The 20462-nt window shown below is 74.0% G+C and carries 16 protein-coding genes; 7 read left to right on the top strand and 9 right to left on the bottom strand.

Features of this window, described 5'->3' with window-relative positions; translation table 11 throughout:
- Nucleotides 1–17: 17 nt before the first annotated feature.
- Entirely contained in the window at nucleotides 18–500 is a 483-nt protein-coding gene (locus tag IF73_RS0112365) for a glutathione peroxidase (RefSeq protein WP_031006672.1), read from the bottom strand.
- A gap of 36 nt (nucleotides 501–536) precedes the next feature.
- On the opposite strand from IF73_RS0112365, the gene IF73_RS0112360 reads away from it, so the two are divergent.
- Together IF73_RS0112360 and IF73_RS0112355 are read left to right on the top strand one after the other, a co-directional pair.
- Nucleotides 537–761, top strand: coding sequence for a DUF6011 domain-containing protein (locus tag IF73_RS0112360; protein WP_031006670.1), 225 nt, complete (start codon nucleotides 537–539; stop codon nucleotides 759–761).
- 121 nt (nucleotides 762–882) lie between these two features.
- Nucleotides 883–1953: an RNA ligase (ATP) gene (locus tag IF73_RS0112355; RefSeq protein ID WP_031006668.1), complete on the top strand. Its 1071-nt coding sequence runs from the start codon at nucleotides 883–885 to the stop codon at nucleotides 1951–1953.
- A gap of 28 nt (nucleotides 1954–1981) precedes the next feature.
- On the opposite strand, the gene IF73_RS0112350 is transcribed toward IF73_RS0112355, so the two are convergent.
- Together IF73_RS0112350 and IF73_RS0112345 are read right to left on the bottom strand one after the other, a co-directional pair.
- Nucleotides 1982–2848, bottom strand: a complete 867-nt coding sequence (locus tag IF73_RS0112350; protein ID WP_031006667.1) for an acyl-CoA thioesterase — start codon at nucleotides 2846–2848, stop codon at nucleotides 1982–1984.
- A 12-nt stretch (nucleotides 2849–2860) separates the two neighbouring features.
- Nucleotides 2861–5374, bottom strand: coding sequence for a DEAD/DEAH box helicase (locus tag IF73_RS0112345; protein ID WP_031006665.1), 2514 nt, complete (start codon nucleotides 5372–5374; stop codon nucleotides 2861–2863).
- A gap of 132 nt (nucleotides 5375–5506) precedes the next feature.
- On the opposite strand from IF73_RS0112345, the gene IF73_RS0112340 reads away from it, so the two are divergent.
- Nucleotides 5507–6298: a metal-dependent hydrolase gene (locus tag IF73_RS0112340; protein ID WP_031006663.1), complete on the top strand. Its 792-nt coding sequence runs from the start codon at nucleotides 5507–5509 to the stop codon at nucleotides 6296–6298.
- A 78-nt stretch (nucleotides 6299–6376) separates the two neighbouring features.
- Here IF73_RS0112340 and IF73_RS0112335 read toward each other — a convergent pair whose 3' ends face one another.
- The 5 genes from IF73_RS0112335 to IF73_RS0112315 all read right to left on the bottom strand — a co-directional run bounded on the left by IF73_RS0112335 (nucleotide 6377) and on the right by IF73_RS0112315 (nucleotide 15646).
- Complete coding sequence (locus IF73_RS0112335; RefSeq protein WP_031006661.1) at nucleotides 6377–8158, bottom strand: ABC transporter ATP-binding protein; 1782 nt, start codon at nucleotides 8156–8158, stop codon at nucleotides 6377–6379.
- Complete coding sequence (locus tag IF73_RS0112330) at nucleotides 8155–9954, bottom strand: ABC transporter transmembrane domain-containing protein (RefSeq protein WP_031006660.1); 1800 nt, start codon at nucleotides 9952–9954, stop codon at nucleotides 8155–8157. Before IF73_RS0112330 ends, IF73_RS0112335 begins: the two co-directional genes overlap by 4 nt.
- Before the next feature lie 209 nt (nucleotides 9955–10163).
- Nucleotides 10164–12116 (bottom strand): ABC transporter ATP-binding protein, encoded by a 1953-nt coding sequence (locus tag IF73_RS0112325; protein WP_234338218.1) that lies wholly within the window; start codon nucleotides 12114–12116, stop codon nucleotides 10164–10166.
- A gap of 124 nt (nucleotides 12117–12240) precedes the next feature.
- Complete coding sequence (locus IF73_RS0112320) at nucleotides 12241–15165, bottom strand: FAD-binding and (Fe-S)-binding domain-containing protein (RefSeq protein WP_031006657.1); 2925 nt, start codon at nucleotides 15163–15165, stop codon at nucleotides 12241–12243.
- Between the two features lie 34 nt (nucleotides 15166–15199).
- Complete coding sequence (locus IF73_RS0112315) at nucleotides 15200–15646, bottom strand: MarR family winged helix-turn-helix transcriptional regulator (RefSeq protein ID WP_031006656.1); 447 nt, start codon at nucleotides 15644–15646, stop codon at nucleotides 15200–15202.
- 113 nt (nucleotides 15647–15759) lie between these two features.
- Here IF73_RS0112315 and IF73_RS0112310 point away from each other — a divergent pair, with 113 nt between their 5' ends.
- The 4 genes from IF73_RS0112310 to IF73_RS0112300 all read left to right on the top strand — a co-directional run bounded on the left by IF73_RS0112310 (nucleotide 15760) and on the right by IF73_RS0112300 (nucleotide 19115).
- Nucleotides 15760–17595: an ABC transporter ATP-binding protein gene (locus IF73_RS0112310; protein WP_031006655.1), complete on the top strand. Its 1836-nt coding sequence runs from the start codon at nucleotides 15760–15762 to the stop codon at nucleotides 17593–17595.
- A gap of 49 nt (nucleotides 17596–17644) precedes the next feature.
- A complete protein-coding gene (locus IF73_RS42575; protein ID WP_267883577.1) occupies nucleotides 17645–17776 on the top strand; it encodes a hypothetical protein in 132 nt (43 codons plus the stop codon).
- A 104-nt stretch (nucleotides 17777–17880) separates the two neighbouring features.
- Nucleotides 17881–18747: an endolytic transglycosylase MltG gene (gene mltG, locus IF73_RS0112305; RefSeq protein WP_031006654.1), complete on the top strand. Its 867-nt coding sequence runs from the start codon at nucleotides 17881–17883 to the stop codon at nucleotides 18745–18747.
- Nucleotides 18748–18800: 53 nt separating this feature from the next.
- Nucleotides 18801–19115 carry a hypothetical protein gene (locus tag IF73_RS0112300; protein ID WP_158821996.1) on the top strand — a complete coding sequence of 105 codons (315 nt, stop codon included), beginning with the start codon at nucleotides 18801–18803 and terminating at the stop codon, nucleotides 19113–19115.
- Here IF73_RS0112300 and IF73_RS0112295 read toward each other — a convergent pair.
- Nucleotides 19105–20244 carry an NAD(P)-binding domain-containing protein gene (locus IF73_RS0112295; protein WP_051716728.1) on the bottom strand — a complete coding sequence of 380 codons (1140 nt, stop codon included), beginning with the start codon at nucleotides 20242–20244 and terminating at the stop codon, nucleotides 19105–19107. The two genes, IF73_RS0112300 and IF73_RS0112295, sit on opposite strands and share 11 nt — an antisense overlap.
- Between the last annotated feature and the right edge of the window lie 218 nt (nucleotides 20245–20462).

Below are 20462 nucleotides of genomic sequence, written 5' to 3'. Positions count from 1 at the left end.
ACCGGATCGCCGTGGGCTCAGCCGAGCAGCGCCTCGATGGCCGCGACGACCTCGGCGGCCTCCGGCTCCGTGCGCGGACGGAAGCGGGTGACGGTCCCGTCGGCGGAGATCAGGAACTTCTCGAAGTTCCACTGCACGTCACCGGCCTCGCCGTCGGCGTCCGCCACCTGGGTCAGCTCGGTGTAGAGCGGGTGCCGGCCGTCGCCGTTGACCTCGGTCTTCTCCAGGAGCGGGAAGGTGACGCCGTACGTCGTCGAGCAGAAGCTCTGGATCTCCTCCGCCGTCCCCGGCTCCTGCCCGAGGAACTGGTTGCAGGGCACGCCGACGACGGTCAGGCCACGCTCGCCGTACGTCTTCTGCAGCCGCTCCAGGCCCTCGTACTGCGGGGTGAGGCCGCACTTGGAGGCGACGTTCACGACCAGCACGGCCTTGTCCCGGTAGTCGGCCAGGGAGACCGGCTCGCCGGCCAGGTTCTTCAGCGGGATGTCGTACAGACTCATGGGGGCTCCTCGTCGAGATGAGAGTGTGATGACAACATGAGTGAAGAACCGCTGGCAATCGCGGTCGATTCCGCCGCGTCCGCCTCCGCCGCGTCACGGCGCCCGGTCCGCTGCCGGCTCTGCGGCCGCCCCCTCACCGGCGCCGACTCCCGCCGCACCGGCCTCGGCCCCACCTGCGACGCCAAGCTTCACCCGCCGGCCCCCGACATCCGCACCCGCCGCCACGAGGTGGACCAGGACCCCCTCCCCGGTCTGGAATGACCCCGCCGGGCGGGCCGGCGCGCGACCCTACCAGCCGTCAAAACCGGTGGCCCACGGATTTCACCGCCCGCCAGGCTGGGGCGCGATGAGACCGAGACCTCACCGACCGGAGTCCTGAACCATGTCCACCCTGCGCGTCACCGCCGAAGTCCTCACCGTCCACCCGCACCCGAACGCCGACGCACTCGAACTGGCCCAGGTCGGGCTCTACCGGGCCGTCGTCGCCAAGGGCGCCTACCGGACCGGCGACACCGCCGTGTACATCCCGGAGCAGGCCGTGCTGCCCGCCGCGCTCGTCGACGAGCTGGGGCTGACCGGGCGGCTGGCGGGGAAGGCGTCGGACCGGGTGAAGGCGGTGCGGCTGCGCGGGGAGCTGTCGCAGGGGATCGTCTGCCGGCCGGGCGCCCTCGCCGGGGTCGACCTGGAGCGGGCCGCCGCCGACGGCACGGACTTCGCGGAGCTGCTCGGGATCACCAAGTGGGTGCCGCCGATCCCGCCGACCATGAGCGGCGACGTCGAGGTCGCGCCCGACCTGCTGCCCTGGGTGGACATCGAGAACCTGCACCGCTACCCCGACGTGTTCGAGCCCGGCGAGCGGGTCGTCCTGACCGAGAAGATCCACGGCACGGCCTGCCTGCTCACCTTCGTCGCCGACGGCGGCCGCGTCCACGTCTCGTCCAAGGGCTTCGGCGCCAAGGGGCTCGCCCTCCAGGAGGACCCGCGCAACCTGTACTGGCGGGCCGTCCACGCGCACGGGCTGCCCGCCGTCGCCGAGCGGCTCGCCGCCCGGCTCGGCGCCACCCGCGTCGGCCTCTTCGGCGAGGTGTACGGCTCCGGCGTCCAGGACCTGGCGTACGGCGCCGACGCCCGCCGCGAGGCGGTCGGCTACGCCCTGTTCGACGTGTCCGCCGAGATCGACGGCCAGGTCCGCTGGCTGGACCCGGCCGAGGTCCTGGAGCCGGGCGAGGTCCCCCTCGTCCCGCGCCTGTACGAGGGCCCGTACGACCTCGACACCGTCCTCGCGCACGCGAGCGGTGCCGAGACCGTCTCCGGCCGCTCCGCCCACCTCCGGGAGGGCGTGGTCGTCCGGCCGGCCGTGGAGCGGTACAGCCCCGTCACCGGCGGCCGGGCCGTCGCCAAGGCGGTCAGCCCGGCCTACCTGACCCGCAAGGGCGGCACCGAGTACGAGTGACCCGGGCCGCCCGCCCCGCCGGGCCCGCTCAGGCGAGGGAGCGGAACAGGCCCTCCTGGACCACCGACACGAGCATCCGCCCGTCCCGGTCGTAGATCCGGCCCCGGGCCAGTCCCCGGCCGCCGGTCGCGACCGGGGACTCCTGCTCGTACAGGAACCACTCGTCCGCGCGGAACGGGCGGTGGAACCACATCGCGTGGTCCAGCGACGCCATGTCGAAGCCCCGCGGGCCCCACAGCGGCTCGACCGGGATCCGCACCGCGTCGAGCAGCGTCATGTCCGAGGCGTACGTCACCGCGCAGGTGTGGACCAGCGGGTCGTCGCCGAGCGGCCCGACGGCCCGCATCCACACCGCGCTGCGCGGATCGGCGTCCTCGACCTCGTCCTTCGTCCAGCGCAGCCGGTCCACGTACCGGATGTCGAAGGGCTGCCGGCGGGCCATCCGCTCCAGCGCCTCCGGCAGCGCCCCGAGGTGGTCGCGGATCTCGTCCGCCAGCTTCGGCAGGCTCTCCGGGTCCACCAGGTGCCGCGGCGGCAGCTGGTGCTCGAAGCCCGCCTCCTCCGGGAGGTGGAAGGACGCCGTCAGGTTGAAGATCGTCCGGCCCTCCTGGATCGCCGTGACACGGCGGGTCGTGAACGACCGCCCGTCCCTGACCCGCTCCACCTGGTAGACGATCGGCACGCCCGGCCGGCCCGGCCGCAGGAAGTAGGCGTGCAGCGAGTGCACCGGCCGGTCCGCGTCCACCGTCCGTCCGGCCGCGACCAGGGCCTGCCCGGCGACCTGCCCGCCGAAGACCCGTTGCAGCGACTCCTGCGGGCTGCGGCCGCGGAAGATGTTCACCTCGATCTGCTCCAGGTCGAGCAGGTCCACGAGCCTCTCGGCGGGATTGGTCACCACGGAACTCCTCTACAGCTGTCCGACCGACGTCACACGGACGACCGCCCGGCCCTCCTCGTCGGAGGCGGCCAGGTCCACCTCCGCGCTGATGCCCCAGTCATGGTCGCCGTTCGGGTCGGCGAAGGTCTGCCGGACGCGCCACAGACCGTGCGCCGCGTCCTCCTCGATGGCGAGCAGCTTCGGGCCGCGCGCGTCGGGACCGGTGCCGAGGTCGTCGTACTCGTCCCAGTACGCGTCCATCGCCTCGCCCCACGCGTCCGCGTCCCAGCCGGACTCGGCGTCCAGCTCGCCCAGCTCGCCGACCTTGTCGAGCGCCGCCAGCTCCACCCGCCGGAACATCGCGTTGCGCACCAGGACCCGGAAGGCGCGGGCGTTCGCCGTGACCGGCTTGACCTGGTCGGCCTTCTCCTGGGCCTCCTCGGCCGTCTGGACCTCCGGGTTGGCCAGCTGCTCCCACTCGTCGAGCAGCGAGGAGTCCACCTGGCGCACCAGCTCGCCCAGCCAGGCGATCAGGTCCTCCAGGTCCTCCGTCTTCAGGTCGTCCGGGATGGTGTGGTCGAGCGCCTTGTACGCGCTCGCCAGATAGCGCAGCACGATGCCCTCGGTCCGCGCCAGCTCGTAGTGCGAGGTGAACTCGGTGAAGGTCAGGGCCCGTTCGTACATGTCACGGATGACGGACTTCGGCGACACCGGGTGGTCGCCGACCCACGGGTGCGACTTCCGGTACACGTTGTACGCGTGCCAGAGCAGCTCCTCCAGCGGCTTCGGGTACGAGATGTCCTGGAGCCGCTCCATCCGCTCCTCGTACTCGACCCCGTCCGCCTTCATCTGGCCGACGGCCTCGCCGCGCGCCTTGTTCTGCATGGCGGCGAGGATCTGCCGCGGGTCGTCCAGCGTCGACTCGACCACGGAGACCATGTCCAGGGCGTACGACGGCGACTCCGGGTCGAGCAGGTCGAAGGCGGCCAGCGCGAACGTGGACAGCGGCTGGTTCAGCGCGAAGTCCTGCTGGAGGTCGACGGTCAGCCGGATCGTGCGGCCCTCCGCGTCCGGCGTGTCCAGCTGCTCCACCACACCGCCGTCGAGCAGCGAGCGGTAGATCGCGATGGCCCGGCGGATGTGCTTCAGCTGGTTGCGGCGCGGCTCGTGGTTGTCCTCCAGGAGCTTGCGCATCGCCTCGAAGGCGTTGCCCGGGCGGGCGATCACCGACAGCAGCATGGTGTGGGTGACCTTGAAGCGGGAGGTCAGCGGCTCCGGCTCGGCGGACTGCAGCTTCTCGAAGGTGGTGTCGCTCCAGGCGACGAAGCCCTCCGGGGCCTTCTTGCGGACCACCTTGCGGCGCTTCTTCGGGTCGTCGCCGGCCTTCGCCAGCGCCTTCTCGTTCTCGATGACGTGCTCGGGGGCCTGTGCCACGACGAAGCCGGCGGTGTCGAAGCCGGCCCGGCCGGCCCGGCCGGCGATCTGGTGGAACTCGCGGGCCCGCAGGGTGCGCACCCGGTTGCCGTCGTACTTGGTGAGCGCGGTGAAGAGGACCGTGCGGATGGGCACGTTGACGCCGACGCCCAGGGTGTCCGTCCCGCAGATCACCTTGAGCAGACCCGCCTGCGCCAGCTTCTCCACGAGCCGCCGGTACTTCGGCAGCATGCCGGCGTGGTGCACGCCGATGCCGTGCCGGACGTACCGGGAGAGGTTCTGGCCGAACTTGGTGGTGAAGCGGAAGTTGCCGATCAGCTCGGCGATCTTGTCCTTCTCCTCGCGCGTGCACATGTTGATGCTCATCAGCGACTGCGCGCGCTCGACCGCCTGCGCCTGCGTGAAGTGCACGATGTAGACGGGCGCCTGCTTGGTCTCCAGGAGCTCGGTCAGGGTGTCCGTGATGGGCGTCAGCCGGTACTCGTACGAGAGCGGCACCGGCCGGGTCGCCGAGCGGACCACCGAGGTGGGCCGGCCCGTGCGCCGGGTCAGGTCCTTCTCGAACATCGACACGTCGCCGAGCGTCGCCGACATCAGGACGAACTGCGCCTGCGGCAGTTCGAGCAGCGGGATCTGCCAGGCCCAGCCCCGGTCGGCCTCGGCGTAGAAGTGGAACTCGTCCATGACGACCTGGCCGATGTCGGCGTCCTTGCCGTCCCGCAGCGCGATCGAGGCCAGCACCTCCGCCGTACAGCAGATGACGGGCGCGTCCGCGTTCACGGACGCGTCGCCGGTCAGCATGCCGACGTTCTCGGTGCCGAAGATCTTGCACAGGTCGAAGAACTTCTCCGACACCAGCGCCTTGATCGGCGCCGTGTAGAACGTGACCTGGTCGTTGGCGAGCGCCGTGAAGTGCGCCCCGGCCGCCACCAGCGACTTCCCGGACCCCGTCGGGGTCGACAGGATCACGTTCGCCCCCGAGACCACCTCGATCAGCGCCTCCTCCTGCGCCGGGTAGAGCGAGATGCCGCGCTCCTCGGCCCAGGCGGAGAAAGCCTCGAAGAGGGCATCGGGGTCGGCGGTCGGCGGCAGCTGATCGATAAGGGTCACGTCCCCATCTTGCCTGCATTCCGCCCGGATGAGGGAACCGGCCGTCGAACGCCAAGATCACGCCCGATAGGCTGCTCCGTCGACCGGTCGTCAACTCGGCGCCGGCAGGGGAGAAACGGGGCTACACCGACCATGATGGGACCGGCGCACTCGCTGTCCGGAGCGGCGGCCTGGCTGGGCGTGGGAGCCGCCGCGGCCGCCTTCGACCACCCGATGCCCTGGCCGGTGCTGCTCGTCGGCGCGCTGCTGTGCGCGGGCGCGGCCCTCGCCCCCGACCTGGACCACAAGTCGGCGACCATCTCGCGCGCCTTCGGCCCCGTCTCCCGGGGCCTGTGCGAGATCGTCGACAAGCTGTCGTACGCCGTCTACAAGGCGACCCGCAGCCCCCAGGACCCGCGCCGCTCCGGCGGCCACCGCACCCTCACCCACACCTGGCTGTGGGCCGTCCTGATCGGCGGCGGCTGCTCGGTCGCGGCCGTCACCGGCGGCCGCTGGGCGGTCCTCGCGATCCTCTTCGTCCACCTCGTCCTCGCCGTCGAGGGCCTGCTGTGGCGGGCCGCCCGGATGTCCAGCGACATCCTGGTGTGGCTGCTCGGCGCGACCAGCGCGTGGATCCTCGCCGGCGTCCTCGACCAGCCGGGCAACGGCTCGGACTGGCTCTTCACCGGCCCCGGCCAGGAGTACCTGTGGCTGGGCCTGCCGATCGTCCTCGGCGCCCTCGTCCACGACATCGGCGACGCGCTCACCGTCTCCGGCTGCCCGATCCTCTGGCCGATCCCCATCGGCCGCAAGCGCTGGTACCCGATCGGCCCGCCCAGGGGCATGCGCTTCCGGGCCGGCAGCTGGGTCGAGCTGAAGGTCCTCATGCCGGCCTTCATGCTGCTCGGCGGCGTCGGCGGGGCGTCGGCGCTCGGCTTCCTCTAGCCGGACACCGCGCGAGAAGAGGGGCCGCACCGGACACGTTCCGGTGCGGCCCCTCTTCGCCGTGCGTGCGCACCGTCCCTAGCCGTGCCAGGACCGCCACAGCGCCGCGTACGCGCCGTCGGCGGCGACCAGCTCGTGGTGACTGCCCAGCTCGCTGATCCGGCCGTCCTCGACCACCGCGATCAGATCGGCGTCATGGGCGGTGTGCAGGCGGTGCGCGATCGCCACCACCGTCCGGCCGTCGAGGACCCGGCCGAGCGAGCGCTCCAGATGACGGGCCGCGCGCGGGTCGAGCAGCGAGGTCGCCTCGTCCAGGACCAGCGTGTGCGGATCGGCCAGGACCAGCCGGGCCAGCGCGATCTGCTGGGCCTGCGCCGGGGTCAGCGTCCGGCCGCCCGAGCCGACCTCGGTGTCGAGGCCCGCGTCGAGCCCGCGCGCCCAGCCCTCCGCGTCCACCGCCGCCAGCGCCGACCACAGCTCCGGGTCCCCGGCCTCCGGGCGGGCGAGCAGCAGGTTGTCGCGGAGGGTGCCGACGAAGACGTGGTGCTCCTGGTTGACCAGCGCCACGTGCTCGCGGACCCGCTCGGCCGGCATCCGGGCCAGCTCGGCCCCGCCGAGCGTGACCGCCCCGGCGCGCGGACCGTAGATGCCCGCCAGGAGCCGGCCCAGCGTCGACTTGCCCGCCCCGGAGGGGCCGACCAGCGCGAGCCGGGTGCCCGGCGCCACCGCGAGCGACACGTCGTGCAGCACGTCCACGCCCTCCCGGTACCCGAAGCGCACCCCGGCCGCCTCGACGTCCCGCCCGTCGGGCCGCACCGACCCGTCGCCGGGCTCCGGCTCGATGTCCCGCACGCCTACCAGCCGGGCCAGCGACACCTGCGCCACCTGGAGCTCGTCGTACCAGCGCAGCACGACCCCGATCGGGTCCACCAGCATCTGCGCGAGCAGCGCGCCCGTCGTCAGCTGCCCGACGTCCATCCAGCCGCGGAGGACGCAGAACCCGCCGATGGCGAGGACCCCGCAGAGCACCGCCGTGTGCGTCAGGTTGACGACCGGGAAGAGCACCGCCCGCAGGTAGAGCGTGTACCTCTCCCAGCGCGTCCACTCGTGGATCCGCCGGTCCGAGAGCGCCACCCGGCGGGCGCCGAGCCGGTGCGACTCGACCGTGCGGCCCGCGTCGACGGTCTCGGCGAGCGCGGCCGCCACCGCCGCGTACCCGGCGGCCTCGGAGCGGTAGGCCGAGGGCGCCCGCTTGAAGTACCAGCGGCAGCCGGCGATCAGCAGCGGCGCGGCGATCACCACGGCCAGGGCGAGCGGCGGCGCCGTGAAGGCGAGCCCGCCGATCAGCAGTCCCGCCCACACCACGCCGATGACGAGCTGCGGCACGGCCTCCCGCATCGCGTTGGCCAGCCGGTCCACGTCGGTGGTGATGCGGGAGAGCAGGTCGCCGGTGCCGGCCCGCTCCAGGACGCCCGGCGGCAGGCCGACCGCGCGGACCAGGAAGTCCTCCCGCAGGTCGGCCAGCATCTCCTCGCCGAGCATCGCCCCGCGCAGCCGGACCAGCCGCACGAACACCGTCTGCACCACGAGCGCGACGGCGAACACCGCGACCGCGCGTCCCAGCTGGAGCTCCCGGGCGCCTTCGGCCAGCCGGTCCACCACCTGCCCGAGGACGTACGGCCCGGCCATCGACGCGATCACGGCGACCGCGTTCACTCCGACGAGCAGCGCGAAGGCCGCGCGGTGCCGGCGCAGCAGCCCGGCGACGTAGGCCCGGACGGTCGCGCCGGCGGCGACGGGCAGGGTGGTGGCGGTCGTCGGGGCCGCCGGGTCGTACGCGGGCGGCGCCAGGCCGATCATGCGGTTTCCCCTTCCAGTGCGTCACGTCCGGCGGCCACCGCCGCGGTGAGTTCGTCGTCCGTCTCCCGGGTGACGACCGCCCGGTAGCGGGGTTCGGCGGCCAGCAGCTCGCGGTGGGTGCCGTGGGCGACGGCCCGGCCCTCGTGGACCAGGACCACCCGGTCCGCCAGGTCCAGGAGCAGCGGCGACGAGGCCAGCACGACGGTGGTCGCACCCGCGCGCAGCTTGCGCACGCCCGCCGCGACCCGGGACTCGGTGTGCGAGTCGACCGCCGAGGTCGGCTCGTCGAGGACGAGCACCTCGGGATCGGCCACCAGGGACCGGGCGAGCGCGAGGCGCTGGCGCTGGCCACCGGAGAGCGAGCGGCCCCGCTCGGTGATCCGGGTCCGCATCGGGTCGCCGTCGGCGTCCACCGACGCCTGCGCGAGCGCGTCGAGCACGTCGCCGCACTGCGCGGCGGCGAGCGCGTCCGCCGCCCGGACGGCGCCGGACGACGGCACGTCGAGCAGCTCGTGGAGGGTGCCCGACAGCAGCACCGGCTCCTTGTCCTGGACGAGGACGGCCGTCCGCGCCGCGTCCAGCGACAGCTCGTCCAGCGGCACCCCGCCGAGCCGTACGGAGACGTGGTCGTCGCCCGGCTCGGCCGGGTGGCCGCCGAGCCGGTCCGCGAGCCGGCCCGCCGCGTCCGGGTCCCCGCACACCACGGCGGTCAGCAGCCCGGCGGGGGCGATGAGCCCGGTCACCGGGTCGTACAGGTCGCCCGACGCCTTCCGGTCCCGGGTGTCCCCGGCCGGCTCGGTCACCCGGCTCAGCGCGAGCACGCGCGCCGCGCGCTTCGCGGACGGCCGGGAGAAGGCGTACGCCATGGCGATCTCCTCCACGTTCCGCAGCGGATGGTGGGTGAGCGCCACCGCGCCGTAGACGGTGACCAGCGCGCCGACCGAGATCCGGCCGTCGAGCGCGAGGCCCGCCCCGTACGCCACCACGGCGATGAGCAGCAGCCCCGGAAGGAGCACCTGGACGGCGGCGATCAGCGCCCACATCCGGGCGCTGCGCACGGCCGCCCGGCGGACCTCCTGCGAGGCGGCCCGGTACCGGCCGAGGAACAGCTCCTCGCCGCCGATGCCGCGCAGCACGCGCAGTCCGGCGACCGTGTCCGAGGCGAGCTCGGTGGCCTTGCCGGCCTTCTCGCGCTGCTCGTCGGCCCGCCGGGTCGCGCGCGGCAGCAGCGGCAGCGCGGCCAGCGCGAGCGCCGGGACGCCCACGGCGACGACGACGCCGAGCGCCGGCTCGTACACGACGAGGCCGACGCAGACGACCAGCAGGGTGAGGACGGCGGCGGCGAAGCGGGAGAACGCCTCCACGAACCAGCCGATCTTCTCGACGTCACCCGTGGAGACGGCGACGACCTCTCCGGCGGCGACCCGCCGGGTCAGCAGCGAGCCGAGCTCGGCGGTCCTGCGGGCCAGCAGCTGCTGGACCCGCGCGGCGGCGGTGATCCAGTTGGTGACGGCGGTGCGGTGCAGCATCGTGTCGCCGACGGCGATCCCGGCGCCGAGCGCCACGACCACCCCGCAGCCGAGCGCGAGCCCGCCGCCGTCCCGGTCGACGACCGCCTGCACGGCGAGACCGACGCCGACCGGCAGTCCGGCGATGCACAGCTGGAGCAGCAGCCCCCACAGCAGCGACCGCACCTGACCGCCGAGCTGCATCCGCGCGAGCCAGACCAGGAACCGGCTGCCCGACCGGACGTCGGGCACCCCCGGGTCGGCGTAGGGGAGTTGATGGATCTGCATGACGTCCCCAGGGGTGCTCGGGGGCGGACAGGGGGGTGAGCCGGGCGCACGCGGGCGTGCCTCGGCGAGGGCCCGTCGAGGGACCCCGTGGGTACGGACCCCGGGATGCGGGATCCGTGCCAGGTTCGCCCCCCGCCGGGGCCCGCGGCAACGGAATTTCCGGCTGCGGCGGTACGAAGCGGGCCCTCCGGCCCCGCCCCGACGCCCCGTCACCCCTGCCGCGGCGGTTCCCCCGGCTGCCGCGGTCCGGGCACGCCCCGGTCGTTCTGGAGCTCCAGCAGCTCCCGGAACAGCCCCGGGGCGGCCGCGAGTTCGTCGAAGGTGCCCTCCTGCACGATCCGGCCGTGGCCGAGGACGACGATCCGGTCGGCCACGGCCACGTTCGCCAGCCGGTGGGTCACCAGCACCACGGGCCGCCCCTCGGCGATCTCCCGCAGCCCGGCGAAGATGCGGTGCTCGGCCCGGGCGTCCAGCGCGCTCGTCGGCTCGTCGAGGACGAGCACCCCCGGCCGGTAGAACGCCCGGGCGATCGCGATCCGCTGCCACTGCCCGCCGGACAGCTCGACCCCGCCGAACCACTCCCGCGCCAGCAGCGTCCCCCAGCCGCTGCGCAGCCCGTCCACCACCTCGGCCGCGCCCGACCGTTCGGCGGCCCGCGCCAGCGCCCGGTGCCCGCCGTGCGGCTGGCCCAGCGTCACGTTCTCCTCGGCGGACAGCGGCCAGTGCGCGAAGACCTGCGGGACGACCGCCGTGTGCCGCCACATGGCGTACGCGTCCAGCTCCCGCACGTCCCGCCCGTCCCAGCTCACCGTGCCCTCCGTCGGCAGGTACAGGCCGGTGAGCAGCCGGGAGAGGGTGGTCTTGCCGGAGCCGTTCTCGCCGACCAGGGCGACGATCTCGCCGGCCCGCACCTCCAGCGTGACATCGGTGAGCGCGGGCCCGTCGGCGTCCGGGTAGCGGTAGCAGAGCCGTTCGGCGCGGACGGTCTTCGGCGGGCCGGGGACGACGGTGCCCCGGTCCAGCCGGTGGCCGCCCGCCTCGGCGATGAAGTCGGCCCAGTCGTCGACGTACAGGCCGGTGCGGAAGATCCGGGTGCCGTAGCCGACGATCCCGTAGAGGTTGTTGCCCACCGTCTGGAGGGCGAAGACCGCGGTGCCCGCCGACGCCAGCGTCATCCGCCCGGAGGCGAGCAGCAGCACCAGCGCGCCCCACATCACCGCCGAGGCGACGCCGCCGGCCGCCGAACCGGCCATCGCCCAGCGCGAACCGCGGTGGATGGACCGGTCGGTGACGGCGTCCACACGGGCCCCGATCTCCCGGTAGCGGCCGAGGAGGAAGCCGAACATGGTGCCGGAGCGGAGCTGGTCGGCGATCTGCCGGTCCGCGATGTACCAGCGCAGATGGCCCAGGGTGCGGCGTTCGGCGGAGACGGCCCGGCTGCTCTCCCACTGGAGGTGCGCGCCCTTCATCCGGGCCAGCGCCTGCGGGAGCACGGCGAGCACGAGCAGCGGCAGCAGCACCGGGTGGAGGACGGCGACGACGCCGGCCGCGGCGATGATCGAGGCGAGGCAGGACATCAGCATCTGCGACTCGGTGATGAGGTCCTTGGCGACGTCGGCGCCCCGGTCGGCGTGGTCCCACTTGTCGTTGAAGCCGGGGTGGTCGTAGGCGGTGAGCTCGGCGTTCGCGGCCGCGTGCAGCATCTCCAGCTCGGCCTCGCGGGAGATCCGAGGCGAGAGGCGCGAGGAGACGTCGGAGATCACGATGCCGAGCACGGCCCGCAGCCCCACGGCGGCGGCGATCAGGGTGATCGCGGGGAGCGCCTCGACGAGCCGGTCCCGGATGTCGCCGGGGGCGACGAGCGAGGTGAGGGTGGCGCCGGTGGCGACGAGTCCGGTGGCCTCCAGGACGGCCGACAGGGCCTGGCAGGAGAGGAGCAGGGTGACGGCCCTGCGGTCCACCCGCCAGCCGAGCGCGAGCCCCCTGCGGACGAGCTGCGGCAGCCGGCGGGCCATCACCCACGGCGAGGTGGGTCTGTCTCCGATGGCGGTGAGCTTGCCGCCCTGGAAGCGGTACTCCTCGGCGGGCGGCGCCGCCGGATGCGGATCCGGCGCCGGGTCCGGGCCCGGCGCCGTGGTGTCGGTGGTCTGTTCAGCGGTCACGGTGGTGTGTCCCCCGTCCGAGTGACGACACGGAAGGGGAGGTGTTACCCAGCCTGGTCCGCGGAGCACCGGCCGGCGGGCGGTTCACCCGCCGGGGGGAGCGGTTTCCGGACAGCTGCGGCGGTCAGGGACGGGTGGCCCGTTCCAGGGCGAGCAGCGCGGAGACGTAGCGGCGGCCGGTGGCGCGGTCCATGCCGATCTCGCACATCCGGTTGGCGGAGAGGTGGGCGTCGAAGGGGCGGGCGGTGACCTCCGCGGCCTCGCGGGCGGTGGCCGAGGCGGTCAGTTCGGGGTGGAGCATGCCCCGGTCGCCGGCGAAGGCGCAGCAGCCGGCGTCGACCGGCACGACGACCTCCTCGGCGCAGAACTCCGCGATCTCGGTGAGCTTGTCCGCGTCGCCGAGGTGCCGCATCGAGCAGGTGGGGTGCACCACCGCCGAGTCGACCCTGCGGCGGGCGTCGAGCAGGGGGAGGAGTTCGTCGGCGGCCCACACCAGGGAGTCCACGACGGTCAGTTCGGCGTGCAGCGCGCGGTTGTCGTCGGTGAGGTGGGGGACGACCTCGTGGGCGATGCCGAGGGTGCACGAGGAGGCGTCCACGACCAGCGGGAGGCGGCCGCCCGCGGTCCAGCCCCAGGCGGCCTCGACGATCCGGTTGGCCATCACCTCGTTGCCCGCCTCGTACCCCTTGGAGTGCCAGATGGTGGCGCAGCAGGTGCCGGCGACGTCGTCGGGGATCCACACGGGCCGGCCCGCCCGGGCCGAGACCGTGACGACGGCCTCGGGCAGGGAGGGGCCCTCGACGCCGTCGGGGTTGCCGAAGACGCGGTTGACGCAGGCCGGGTAGTAGACGGCGGTGGCCGCCGGGCGGTGGGTGCGGGGCAGCCGGCGGGCCGCCGCGCCCGGGATCTCGGGCAGCCACTCCGGTACGAGGTCGGGCCGGACCGCCTTGCGGGCGAGGCCGGTCACCCGCTCCAGGAAGCCGTCGCCCATCCGGTCGGCGGCGGCCACGGCGAGCCGCGCGGAGCTCTCCACCGCGCGGAAGCGCCGGGCGGCGAGGGCGGCGATCCGCTCCTCGCGGGGGGAGTGCCGGGCGTGCCGGAAGTCCTTCATCAGCGCGCCGGTGTCGATGCCGACGGGGCAGGCCAGCCGACAGGTGGAGTCCCCGGCGCAGGTGTCGACGGCGTCGTAGCCGTACGCCTCCAGGAGCCGCTGTTCGACGGGGGAGCCGTCGGCCTGCCGCAGCATCTCCCGGCGCAGCACGATCCGCTGGCGCGGGGTGGTCGTCAGGTCGTGGCTGGGGCAGGTCGGTTCGCAGAAGCCGCACTCGATGCACGGGTCGGCGGTCCGCTCGACCGTCGGGATGGTCTTCAGGCCGCGCAGATGGGCCTGGGGGTCCCGGTCGAGGACGATCCGGGGGGCCAGCACCCCGTCCGGGTCGATGAGCTCCTTGGTCCGCCACATGAGGTCGGTCGCCTTCGGGCCCCACTCCAGCTCCAGGAAGGGCGCGATGTTGCGTCCGGTGGCGTGCTCGGCCTTCAGGGAGCCGTCGAAGCGTTCGACGGTGAGCTTGCAGAAGTCGTCCATGAAGGAGGCGTACCGCTCCACGTCGGTCGGGTCGGCGGCGTCGAAGGCGAGGAGGAAGTGCAGGTTGCCGTGGGCGGCGTGGCCGGCGACGGCCGCGTCGAAGCCGTGCCGGGCCTGCAGGTCGAGCAGTTCGGCGCACGCCTCGGCGAGCCGGGGCGGGGGCACCGCGAAGTCCTCGGTGATCAGGGTCGTACCGGAGGGGCGGGAGCCGCCGACGGCGGTCACGAACGCCTTGCGGGCCTTCCAGTGGCGGCCGATGACGGCGGCGTCCCGGGTGAAGGCGTTGACGGCCGACGGGACCGGGGCGACCAGGTCGAGTCCGGCCAGGACCTCGCCGGCCGCCCGCTCGTACGCGGCGAGCGCGGGCTCGTCCGGGGCCCGGAACTCGACGAGCAGGGCCGTGGTGTCCTTGGGCAGCTCCGCCCAGTCGGCCGGGACGCCGGGCACGCTCACCGAGGCCCGCAGGGTGTTGCCGTCCATCAGCTCGACGGCGAGCGCCCCCGCCTGGTTGAAGCGGGGGACGGCCGCCGCGGCGGCGGGCAGGGAGGGGAAGAAGAGCAGGGCCGTGGAGACGAGCCGGTCGAGCGGGAGGGTGTCGAAGACGATCTCGGAGAGGAAGCCGAGGGTGCCCTCGGAGCCGACCATCAGACCGCGCAGGATCTGCACCGGGGAGGCGCCGTCGAGGAAGGCGTCGAGCCGGTAGCCGTTGGTGTTCTTGATCTCGTACTTGGCGCGGATCCGGGCCGTGAGCTCCGGGTCGGCCTCGATCTCGGCCTTGAGGGCGAGCAGCCCCGCGCAGAGCCGGGGCTCGGCGCGGGCCAGCTCCTCGTCGGCGGCCGGGTCGGCGGTGTCGACGACGGTGCCGCTCGGCAGGACGAAGGTCAGCGACGAGACGGTCCGGTACGCGTTCCGGGTGGTCCCCGCGGTCATGCCGGAGGCGTTGTTGGCGACGACCCCGCCGAGGGTGCAGGCGACCGCGCTGGCCGGGTCGGGGCCGAGCACCCGGCCGTACGGGGCGAGGGCCGCGTTGGCCCGGACGACGGTGGTGCCGGGGCGGATGCGGGCCCGGGCTCCGCCGTCCAGGACCTCGACGCCGGCCCAGTGGCGGCGGACGTCGACGAGGATGTCCTCGCCCTGCGCCTGGCCGTTGAGACTGGTCCCGGCGGCCCGGAAGACCACCTCGCGGCCCTTGCCGTGGGCGTAGGACAGCACGGCCGAGATGTCGTCGACGTCCTCCGCGACGACCACCACCTGCGGCAGGAACCGGTACGGGCTGGCGTCGGAGGCGTACGCCACCAGGTCGGAGACGCGCGAGAGCACCTTCTCCGGCCCGATCAGCGCCGCGAGGTCCTCGCGCAGCCGCCGCGGGGTGCCCCGCGCCTGGAGGTCCGGGACCCGGTCCGGAGCCGGGGTCCGCTTCCGGCCCGGGCGGAGGGCCCGCGGGTTCGGTTCCAGCAGCGGCATGGCACGGCTCCCCTCGGCGCGGGCGCCGGCGGCGTCAGCAGCCGCTCTCCGGGACGGGCCCGGCCAGGGCGGTCAGCAGACCTCCCAGCACCTCGCGCTGTTCGACGGTCAATGGAGCCAGGATGTCCTCTGCGGCCGCCCGGCGCGCGCTGCGCAGCTCCCGCAGCGTGGCGCGGCCCTCGTCGGTGAGCTCGATCCGGATCACCCGGCGGCTGGCCGGATCGGGCACCCTGCGCACCCGCCCGGCCGCCTCCAGGCCGTCGACCAGGCTGGTCACCGCGCGGGGCACCACCTCGAGGCGGGCGGCGAGGTCGGCCATCCGGGGCGGGGTGTCGCCGTAGTGCGCGACCACGCGCAGCAGCCGGGACTGGGCCGGGGTGATGCCGACCGGCTCCAGGTGGCGCTTCTGGATGCGGTGGAGCCGGCGGGTGAGCCGGAGCAGCTGCTCGGCGAGGAGCCCGTCGGGGTCGGGGGCGGACAGGGCAGGGGAGGTCATGCGGGAACGATATCAGGACCATGCTCATTGTGAACATAGGTAAGAGTGAGCTACAGTCCGAAGCGCATCCTCGTGTACGCGAACCCCCGAAGGAGCCCATGCGCCCCCACGACGAGTCCTCCTGGACACCCCCGCCGCGCGATCCCGCGCAGCCGAAGGAGCCCGCCCAGCTGCGGCGCATCCTCGGCCTCTTCCGTCCCTACCGCGCTCGCCTCGCGCTCGTCGGCCTGCTGGTCGCCGCCGCCTCGCTGGTGTCGGTCGCCTCCCCGTTCCTCCTCAAGGAGATCCTCGACACCGCGATCCCCGAGGGGCGCACCGGGCTGCTCAGCCTGCTCGCCCTCGGCATGATCGCCACCGCCGTGCTGACCGGTGTCTTCGGCGTGCTCCAGACGCTGATCTCCACCACGGTCGGCCAGCGCGTCATGCACGACCTGCGCACGGCCGTCTACGGCCGGCTCCAGCGGATGCCGCTGGCCTTCTTCACCCGGACCAGGACCGGAGAGGTCCAGTCCCGGATCGCCAACGACATCGGCGGCATGCAGGCCACCGTCACCTCCACGGCGACGTCGCTGGTCTCCAACCTCACCGCGGTCGTCGCCACCGTGGTCGCGATGCTCGCCCTCGACTGGCGGCTCACCGTCTTCTCCCTCCTGCTGCTCCCGGTCTTCGTGTGGATCAGCCGGCGGGTCGGCGACGAGCGGAAGCGGATCACCACCCAGCGGCAGAAGCAGATGGCCGCCATGGCGGCGACCGTCACCGAGTCGCTCTCCGTCAGCGGCATCCTGCTCGGCCGCACCATGGGCAGCGCCGACTCGCTCACCGAGTCCTTCGCCCGGGAGTCCGAGCGCCTCGTCGACCTCGAAGTGCGCTCCTCCATGGCCGGACGCTGGCGGATGTCCGTCATCGGGATCGTCATGGCCGCCATGCCCGCCCTGCTGTACTGGGCGGCCGGCTTCGCCGTGCAGGCCGGCGGCGCCGCGATATCGCTCGGCACCCTGGTCGCCTTCGTCTCGCTCCAGCAGGGCCTCTTCCGGCCCACCGTGAGCCTGCTCTCCACCGGCGTCCAGATCCAGACCTCGCTCGCGCTCTTCCAGCGCATCTTCGAGTACCTCGACCTCCCGGTGGACATCACCGAGCCCGAGGAGCCCGTCCGCATCGGCGCGGTCCGCGGCGAGATCGGCTTCGAGAAGGTCCGCTTCCACTACGACCCCGAGCGCGCCGACCGCCCCACGCTCGACTGCATCGACCTCACGGTGCCCGCCGGGGGCAGCCTCGCCGTCGTCGGCCCCACCGGCTCCGGCAAGTCCACGCTCAGCTATCTGGTGCCGCGGCTCTACGACGTGACCGAGGGCCGGGTCACGCTGGACGGCGTCGACGTCCGCGACCTCGGCTTCGACACCCTCGCCGGCGCGATCGGCGTCGTCTCCCAGGAGACGTACCTCTTCCACGCCTCCGTCGCGGACAACCTGCGCTTCGCCCGGCCCGACGCCACCGACGCGGAGATCGAGGCCGCCGCCCGGGCCGCCCAGATCCACGACCACATCGCCTCGCTGCCCGACGGCTACGACACCCTGGTCGGCGAGCGGGGCTACCGCTTCTCCGGCGGCGAGAAGCAGCGCCTGGCCATCGCCCGCACGATCCTGCGCGACCCGCCGGTGCTCATCCTCGACGAGGCGACCAGCGCCCTCGACACCCGCACCGAGCACGCGGTCCAGCAGGCCATCGACGCCCTGTCCGCCGGGCGCACGACGATCACCATCGCCCACCGCCTCTCCACCGTCCGCGACGCCGACCGGATCGTCGTCCTGGAGGCGGGCCGGATCGCGGAGAGCGGCACCCATGAGGAGCTGATGGCCGCGGACGGCGCGTACGCCGCCCTGGTCCGCCGGGACGAACAGGCGAACGTGGGAGCGGTTGTTCCCACGAACGTGTGATCGTCTTCGGATTCGTTGCCCAACTCCCGTACGGCGTCGGATGATTACGGTGCGCAAGCGACGGGCTGCAGACCGCGACTGCGCTGTCCCACGAAACACCTGTACGAGGAGAAGTCCCACCATGAACGTCATCACCAACCTGCTCGCCGGCGTCGTCCACTTCCTGGGCTGGCTCGTCTGACGCTCGCAGCTCCCGGCGCCGCCGGTCCCCCGTCCCAGGGGACCGGCGGCGCCGCCGTGTGCGGGCTCCCCGGAATCCCCGCCCCACCGGGTTACGGTGCCGCCATGCCGTACCGGCCCCCCTCCCCGTACGCACCCCGCCGTCGCCCCCGGCTCACCCGCCGCGGCCGGTTCGCCGTCCTCGCCGGCGCCCTGCTCGCCCTCGCCGTCGCGACCGCCGTCCCCCTGCTGCTCCTCCTCCCGCGCGACAGGCCCGCCGCCCCGCCCGCGCCGCCCACCCTCCTCGTCCCCGAGGGCTGGCGCTCCACCCAGGTGTACGAGGCCGTGGACCGCGTCCTCGCCCTGCCGGACGGCACCACCCGCAGGGCCGCCACCGCCCCCGCCGCCGCGCTCGGCCTGCCGGCCGAGGCCGGCGGCAACCCGGAGGGCTACCTCTTCCCCGCCACCTATCCGCTCCCCGACGGCACCACCGCCGAGGGCCTCCTCCGCTACATGGTCGGCGTCGCCGGCCGCCGCTTCGGCACCCCGGCCACCGCCGAGGCCGCCCGCGCCCAGGGCCTCACCGTCCACCAGGCCCTGATCGTCGCGAGCATCGCCCAGGCCGAGGCGGACACCCCCGACGACATGGGGAAGGTGGCCCGCGTCGTCCACAACCGCCTCGCCCGGGACATGCCGCTCCAGATGGACTCGACCCTCAACTACGCCCTGGGGCGCAGCACCGTCGACACCACCCTCGACGACACCCGGATCGGCAGCCCGTACAACACCTACGCGCGCAAGGGGCTCCCGCCGACCCCCATCGGCAACCCCGGGGAACAGGCCATGACCGCCGCCCTCCACCCGCCGTCCGGCGACTGGCTCTACTTCGTCACGGTGGCCCCCGGCGACACCCGCTTCACCGCCGACTACGCCGAGCACCAGGCGAACGTGGCCGAGTTCAACGAGCGCCGGAGGCAGCAGCGAGAGGGGTAGGTATCGACCGGTTTGTGCGGTATCGCGAGCGCGTCCGGCTCGTTGGGCAGCACATGAAGCAGCTCAGACGACGTCGCTGGATCTGGTCACCCATCACCTCCTGGCAGGCCAGACGACTGGCCCGGATGACCGGGGCGGCCTTCGACGAAGCCTGGGTCGAGATCCGGCTGACCACCCATCCGGACGAGCGGCATTTCGCCCTCGCGCACGACGTCCTCACCCAGGTCCTCCTCGCCCGGAGCGGCGTCTCCTGGGAGGAGGGGCTGCGATACGGGCCGGAGGCGGGGACGCGGTGCGTGCCGGAGACGGGACCGCGGTACGCGCCGCGGGGGGAGTGGCGGCCGCGCGACGGTTCGCTCAGACCGTGACCGGCTCGCGTACCGGCCCCTCGTCACGCTCCGCGTCACGCTCCTCGCCGAGCTGCTCCTCGCGGCGCTCCTCCTCGTGGCGCGCCAGGAGCCGGCGGATCTCGTTCACCGCGGCGCGCCCGGCCCGGTTGGCGCCGATCGTCGAGGCCGAGGGGCCGTAACCCACCAGGTGGACGCGCTCGTCCAGGACGGCGCGGGTTCCCTCCACCTGGATGCCGCCGCCCGGACCCCGCAGCCGCAGCGGGGCCAGGTGGTCGATGGCCGGCCGGAAGCCGGTCGCCCACAGGATCACGTCCGCGTCGACCGTGCGGCCGTCCGCCCAGACGGCCCCGGTCGGCGTGATCCGTTCGAACATCGGCTGCCGGTCCAGCACGCCGTCGGCGATCCCCGCGCGGATGGCGTCGTTCAGCGGCAGCCCGGTCACGGAGACCACGCTGCGCGGCGGCAGCCCCTGCCGTACCCGCTCCTCGACCAGCGCGACGGCCGCGCGGCCCTCGGCCTCGCCGAAGGGGCCCTCGCGGAAGACCGGCTCGCGCCGGGTCACCCACGTCGTTCCGGCGGCGTGCTCGGCGATCTCCAGCAGGTGCTGGGTGGCCGACGCGCCGCCGCCCACCACGATCACCCGCCGGCCGGCGAACGCCTCCGGCCCCGGGTACCGCACGGTGTGCAGCTGAAGCCCCCGGAAGGTCTCCTGGCCGGGGTAGCGGGGCCAGAACGGCCGGTCCCAGGTGCCGGTGGCGTTGATCAGCGCCCCGGTGGCGTACACCCCCTCCGAGGTCTCCACCCGCAGCCGCCCTCCCTCGCCCTCCCGCACGGCGGTCACGTCCACGGGCCGGTGCACGCGCAGGGCGAACTCCCGCTCGTAGGCGTCGAAGTAGGCGCCGATCACCTCGGAGGAGGGCCGGGCGGGATCGGCCCCGGTCAGCTCCCTGCCCGGCAGGGAGTGCATCCCGTGCACCTTCCCGTAGGTGAGTGACGGCCAGCGGAACTGCCAGGCCCCGCCCGGAAGCGGCGCGTGGTCGAGGACGACGAAGTCCCGGTCCGGTTCGAGTCCGACGCGGCGCAGGTGGAAGGCGGCGGAGAGCCCCGCCTGCCCGGCCCCCACGACCACGACGTCCACGGCGCGCACGGCCTCCGCACCCGTCCCGACCACGTCACCCGCTGCCACCACCGAATCGTTCACGTTTCTACTAACGGGGGCGGGGCCCGGGATCTTCCCGACACGGCCCGACGCGGCGCACCCGACCCGACCCGGCCCGGCCGACCCGGCCCGGCCGACCCGACCCGACCCGGCCGACCCGGCCCGGCCCACCCGGCCCACCCGACCCGACCCACCCGACCCGACCC

The organism is Streptomyces sp. NRRL F-5727, assembly GCF_000719555.1.
Classification (GTDB): domain Bacteria; phylum Actinomycetota; class Actinomycetes; order Streptomycetales; family Streptomycetaceae; genus Streptomyces.
The sequence above is the reverse complement of the archived record's forward strand: the minus strand, read 5'-3'. Positions and strand labels throughout refer to the sequence as shown.

What these genes read in the sequence shown, in the direction of transcription:
- IF73_RS0112365 (WP_031006672.1), bottom strand. Translation starts at nt 500, where the DNA reads ATGAGTCTGTACGACATCCCGCTGAAGAACCTGGCCGGCGAGCCGGTC.
- IF73_RS0112360 (WP_031006670.1), top strand. Translation starts at nt 537, where the DNA reads ATGAGTGAAGAACCGCTGGCAATCGCGGTCGATTCCGCCGCGTCCGCC.
- IF73_RS0112355 (WP_031006668.1), top strand. Translation starts at nt 883, where the DNA reads ATGTCCACCCTGCGCGTCACCGCCGAAGTCCTCACCGTCCACCCGCAC.
- IF73_RS0112340 (WP_031006663.1), top strand. Translation starts at nt 5,507, where the DNA reads ATGATGGGACCGGCGCACTCGCTGTCCGGAGCGGCGGCCTGGCTGGGC.
- IF73_RS0112335 (WP_031006661.1), bottom strand. Translation starts at nt 8,158, where the DNA reads ATGATCGGCCTGGCGCCGCCCGCGTACGACCCGGCGGCCCCGACGACC.
- IF73_RS0112330 (WP_031006660.1), bottom strand. Translation starts at nt 9,954, where the DNA reads ATGCAGATCCATCAACTCCCCTACGCCGACCCGGGGGTGCCCGACGTC.
- IF73_RS0112320 (WP_031006657.1), bottom strand. Translation starts at nt 15,165, where the DNA reads ATGCCGCTGCTGGAACCGAACCCGCGGGCCCTCCGCCCGGGCCGGAAG.
- IF73_RS0112310 (WP_031006655.1), top strand. Translation starts at nt 15,760, where the DNA reads ATGCGCCCCCACGACGAGTCCTCCTGGACACCCCCGCCGCGCGATCCC.
- mltG (WP_031006654.1), top strand. Translation starts at nt 17,881, where the DNA reads ATGCCGTACCGGCCCCCCTCCCCGTACGCACCCCGCCGTCGCCCCCGG.
- IF73_RS0112300 (WP_158821996.1), top strand. Translation starts at nt 18,801, where the DNA reads ATGAAGCAGCTCAGACGACGTCGCTGGATCTGGTCACCCATCACCTCC.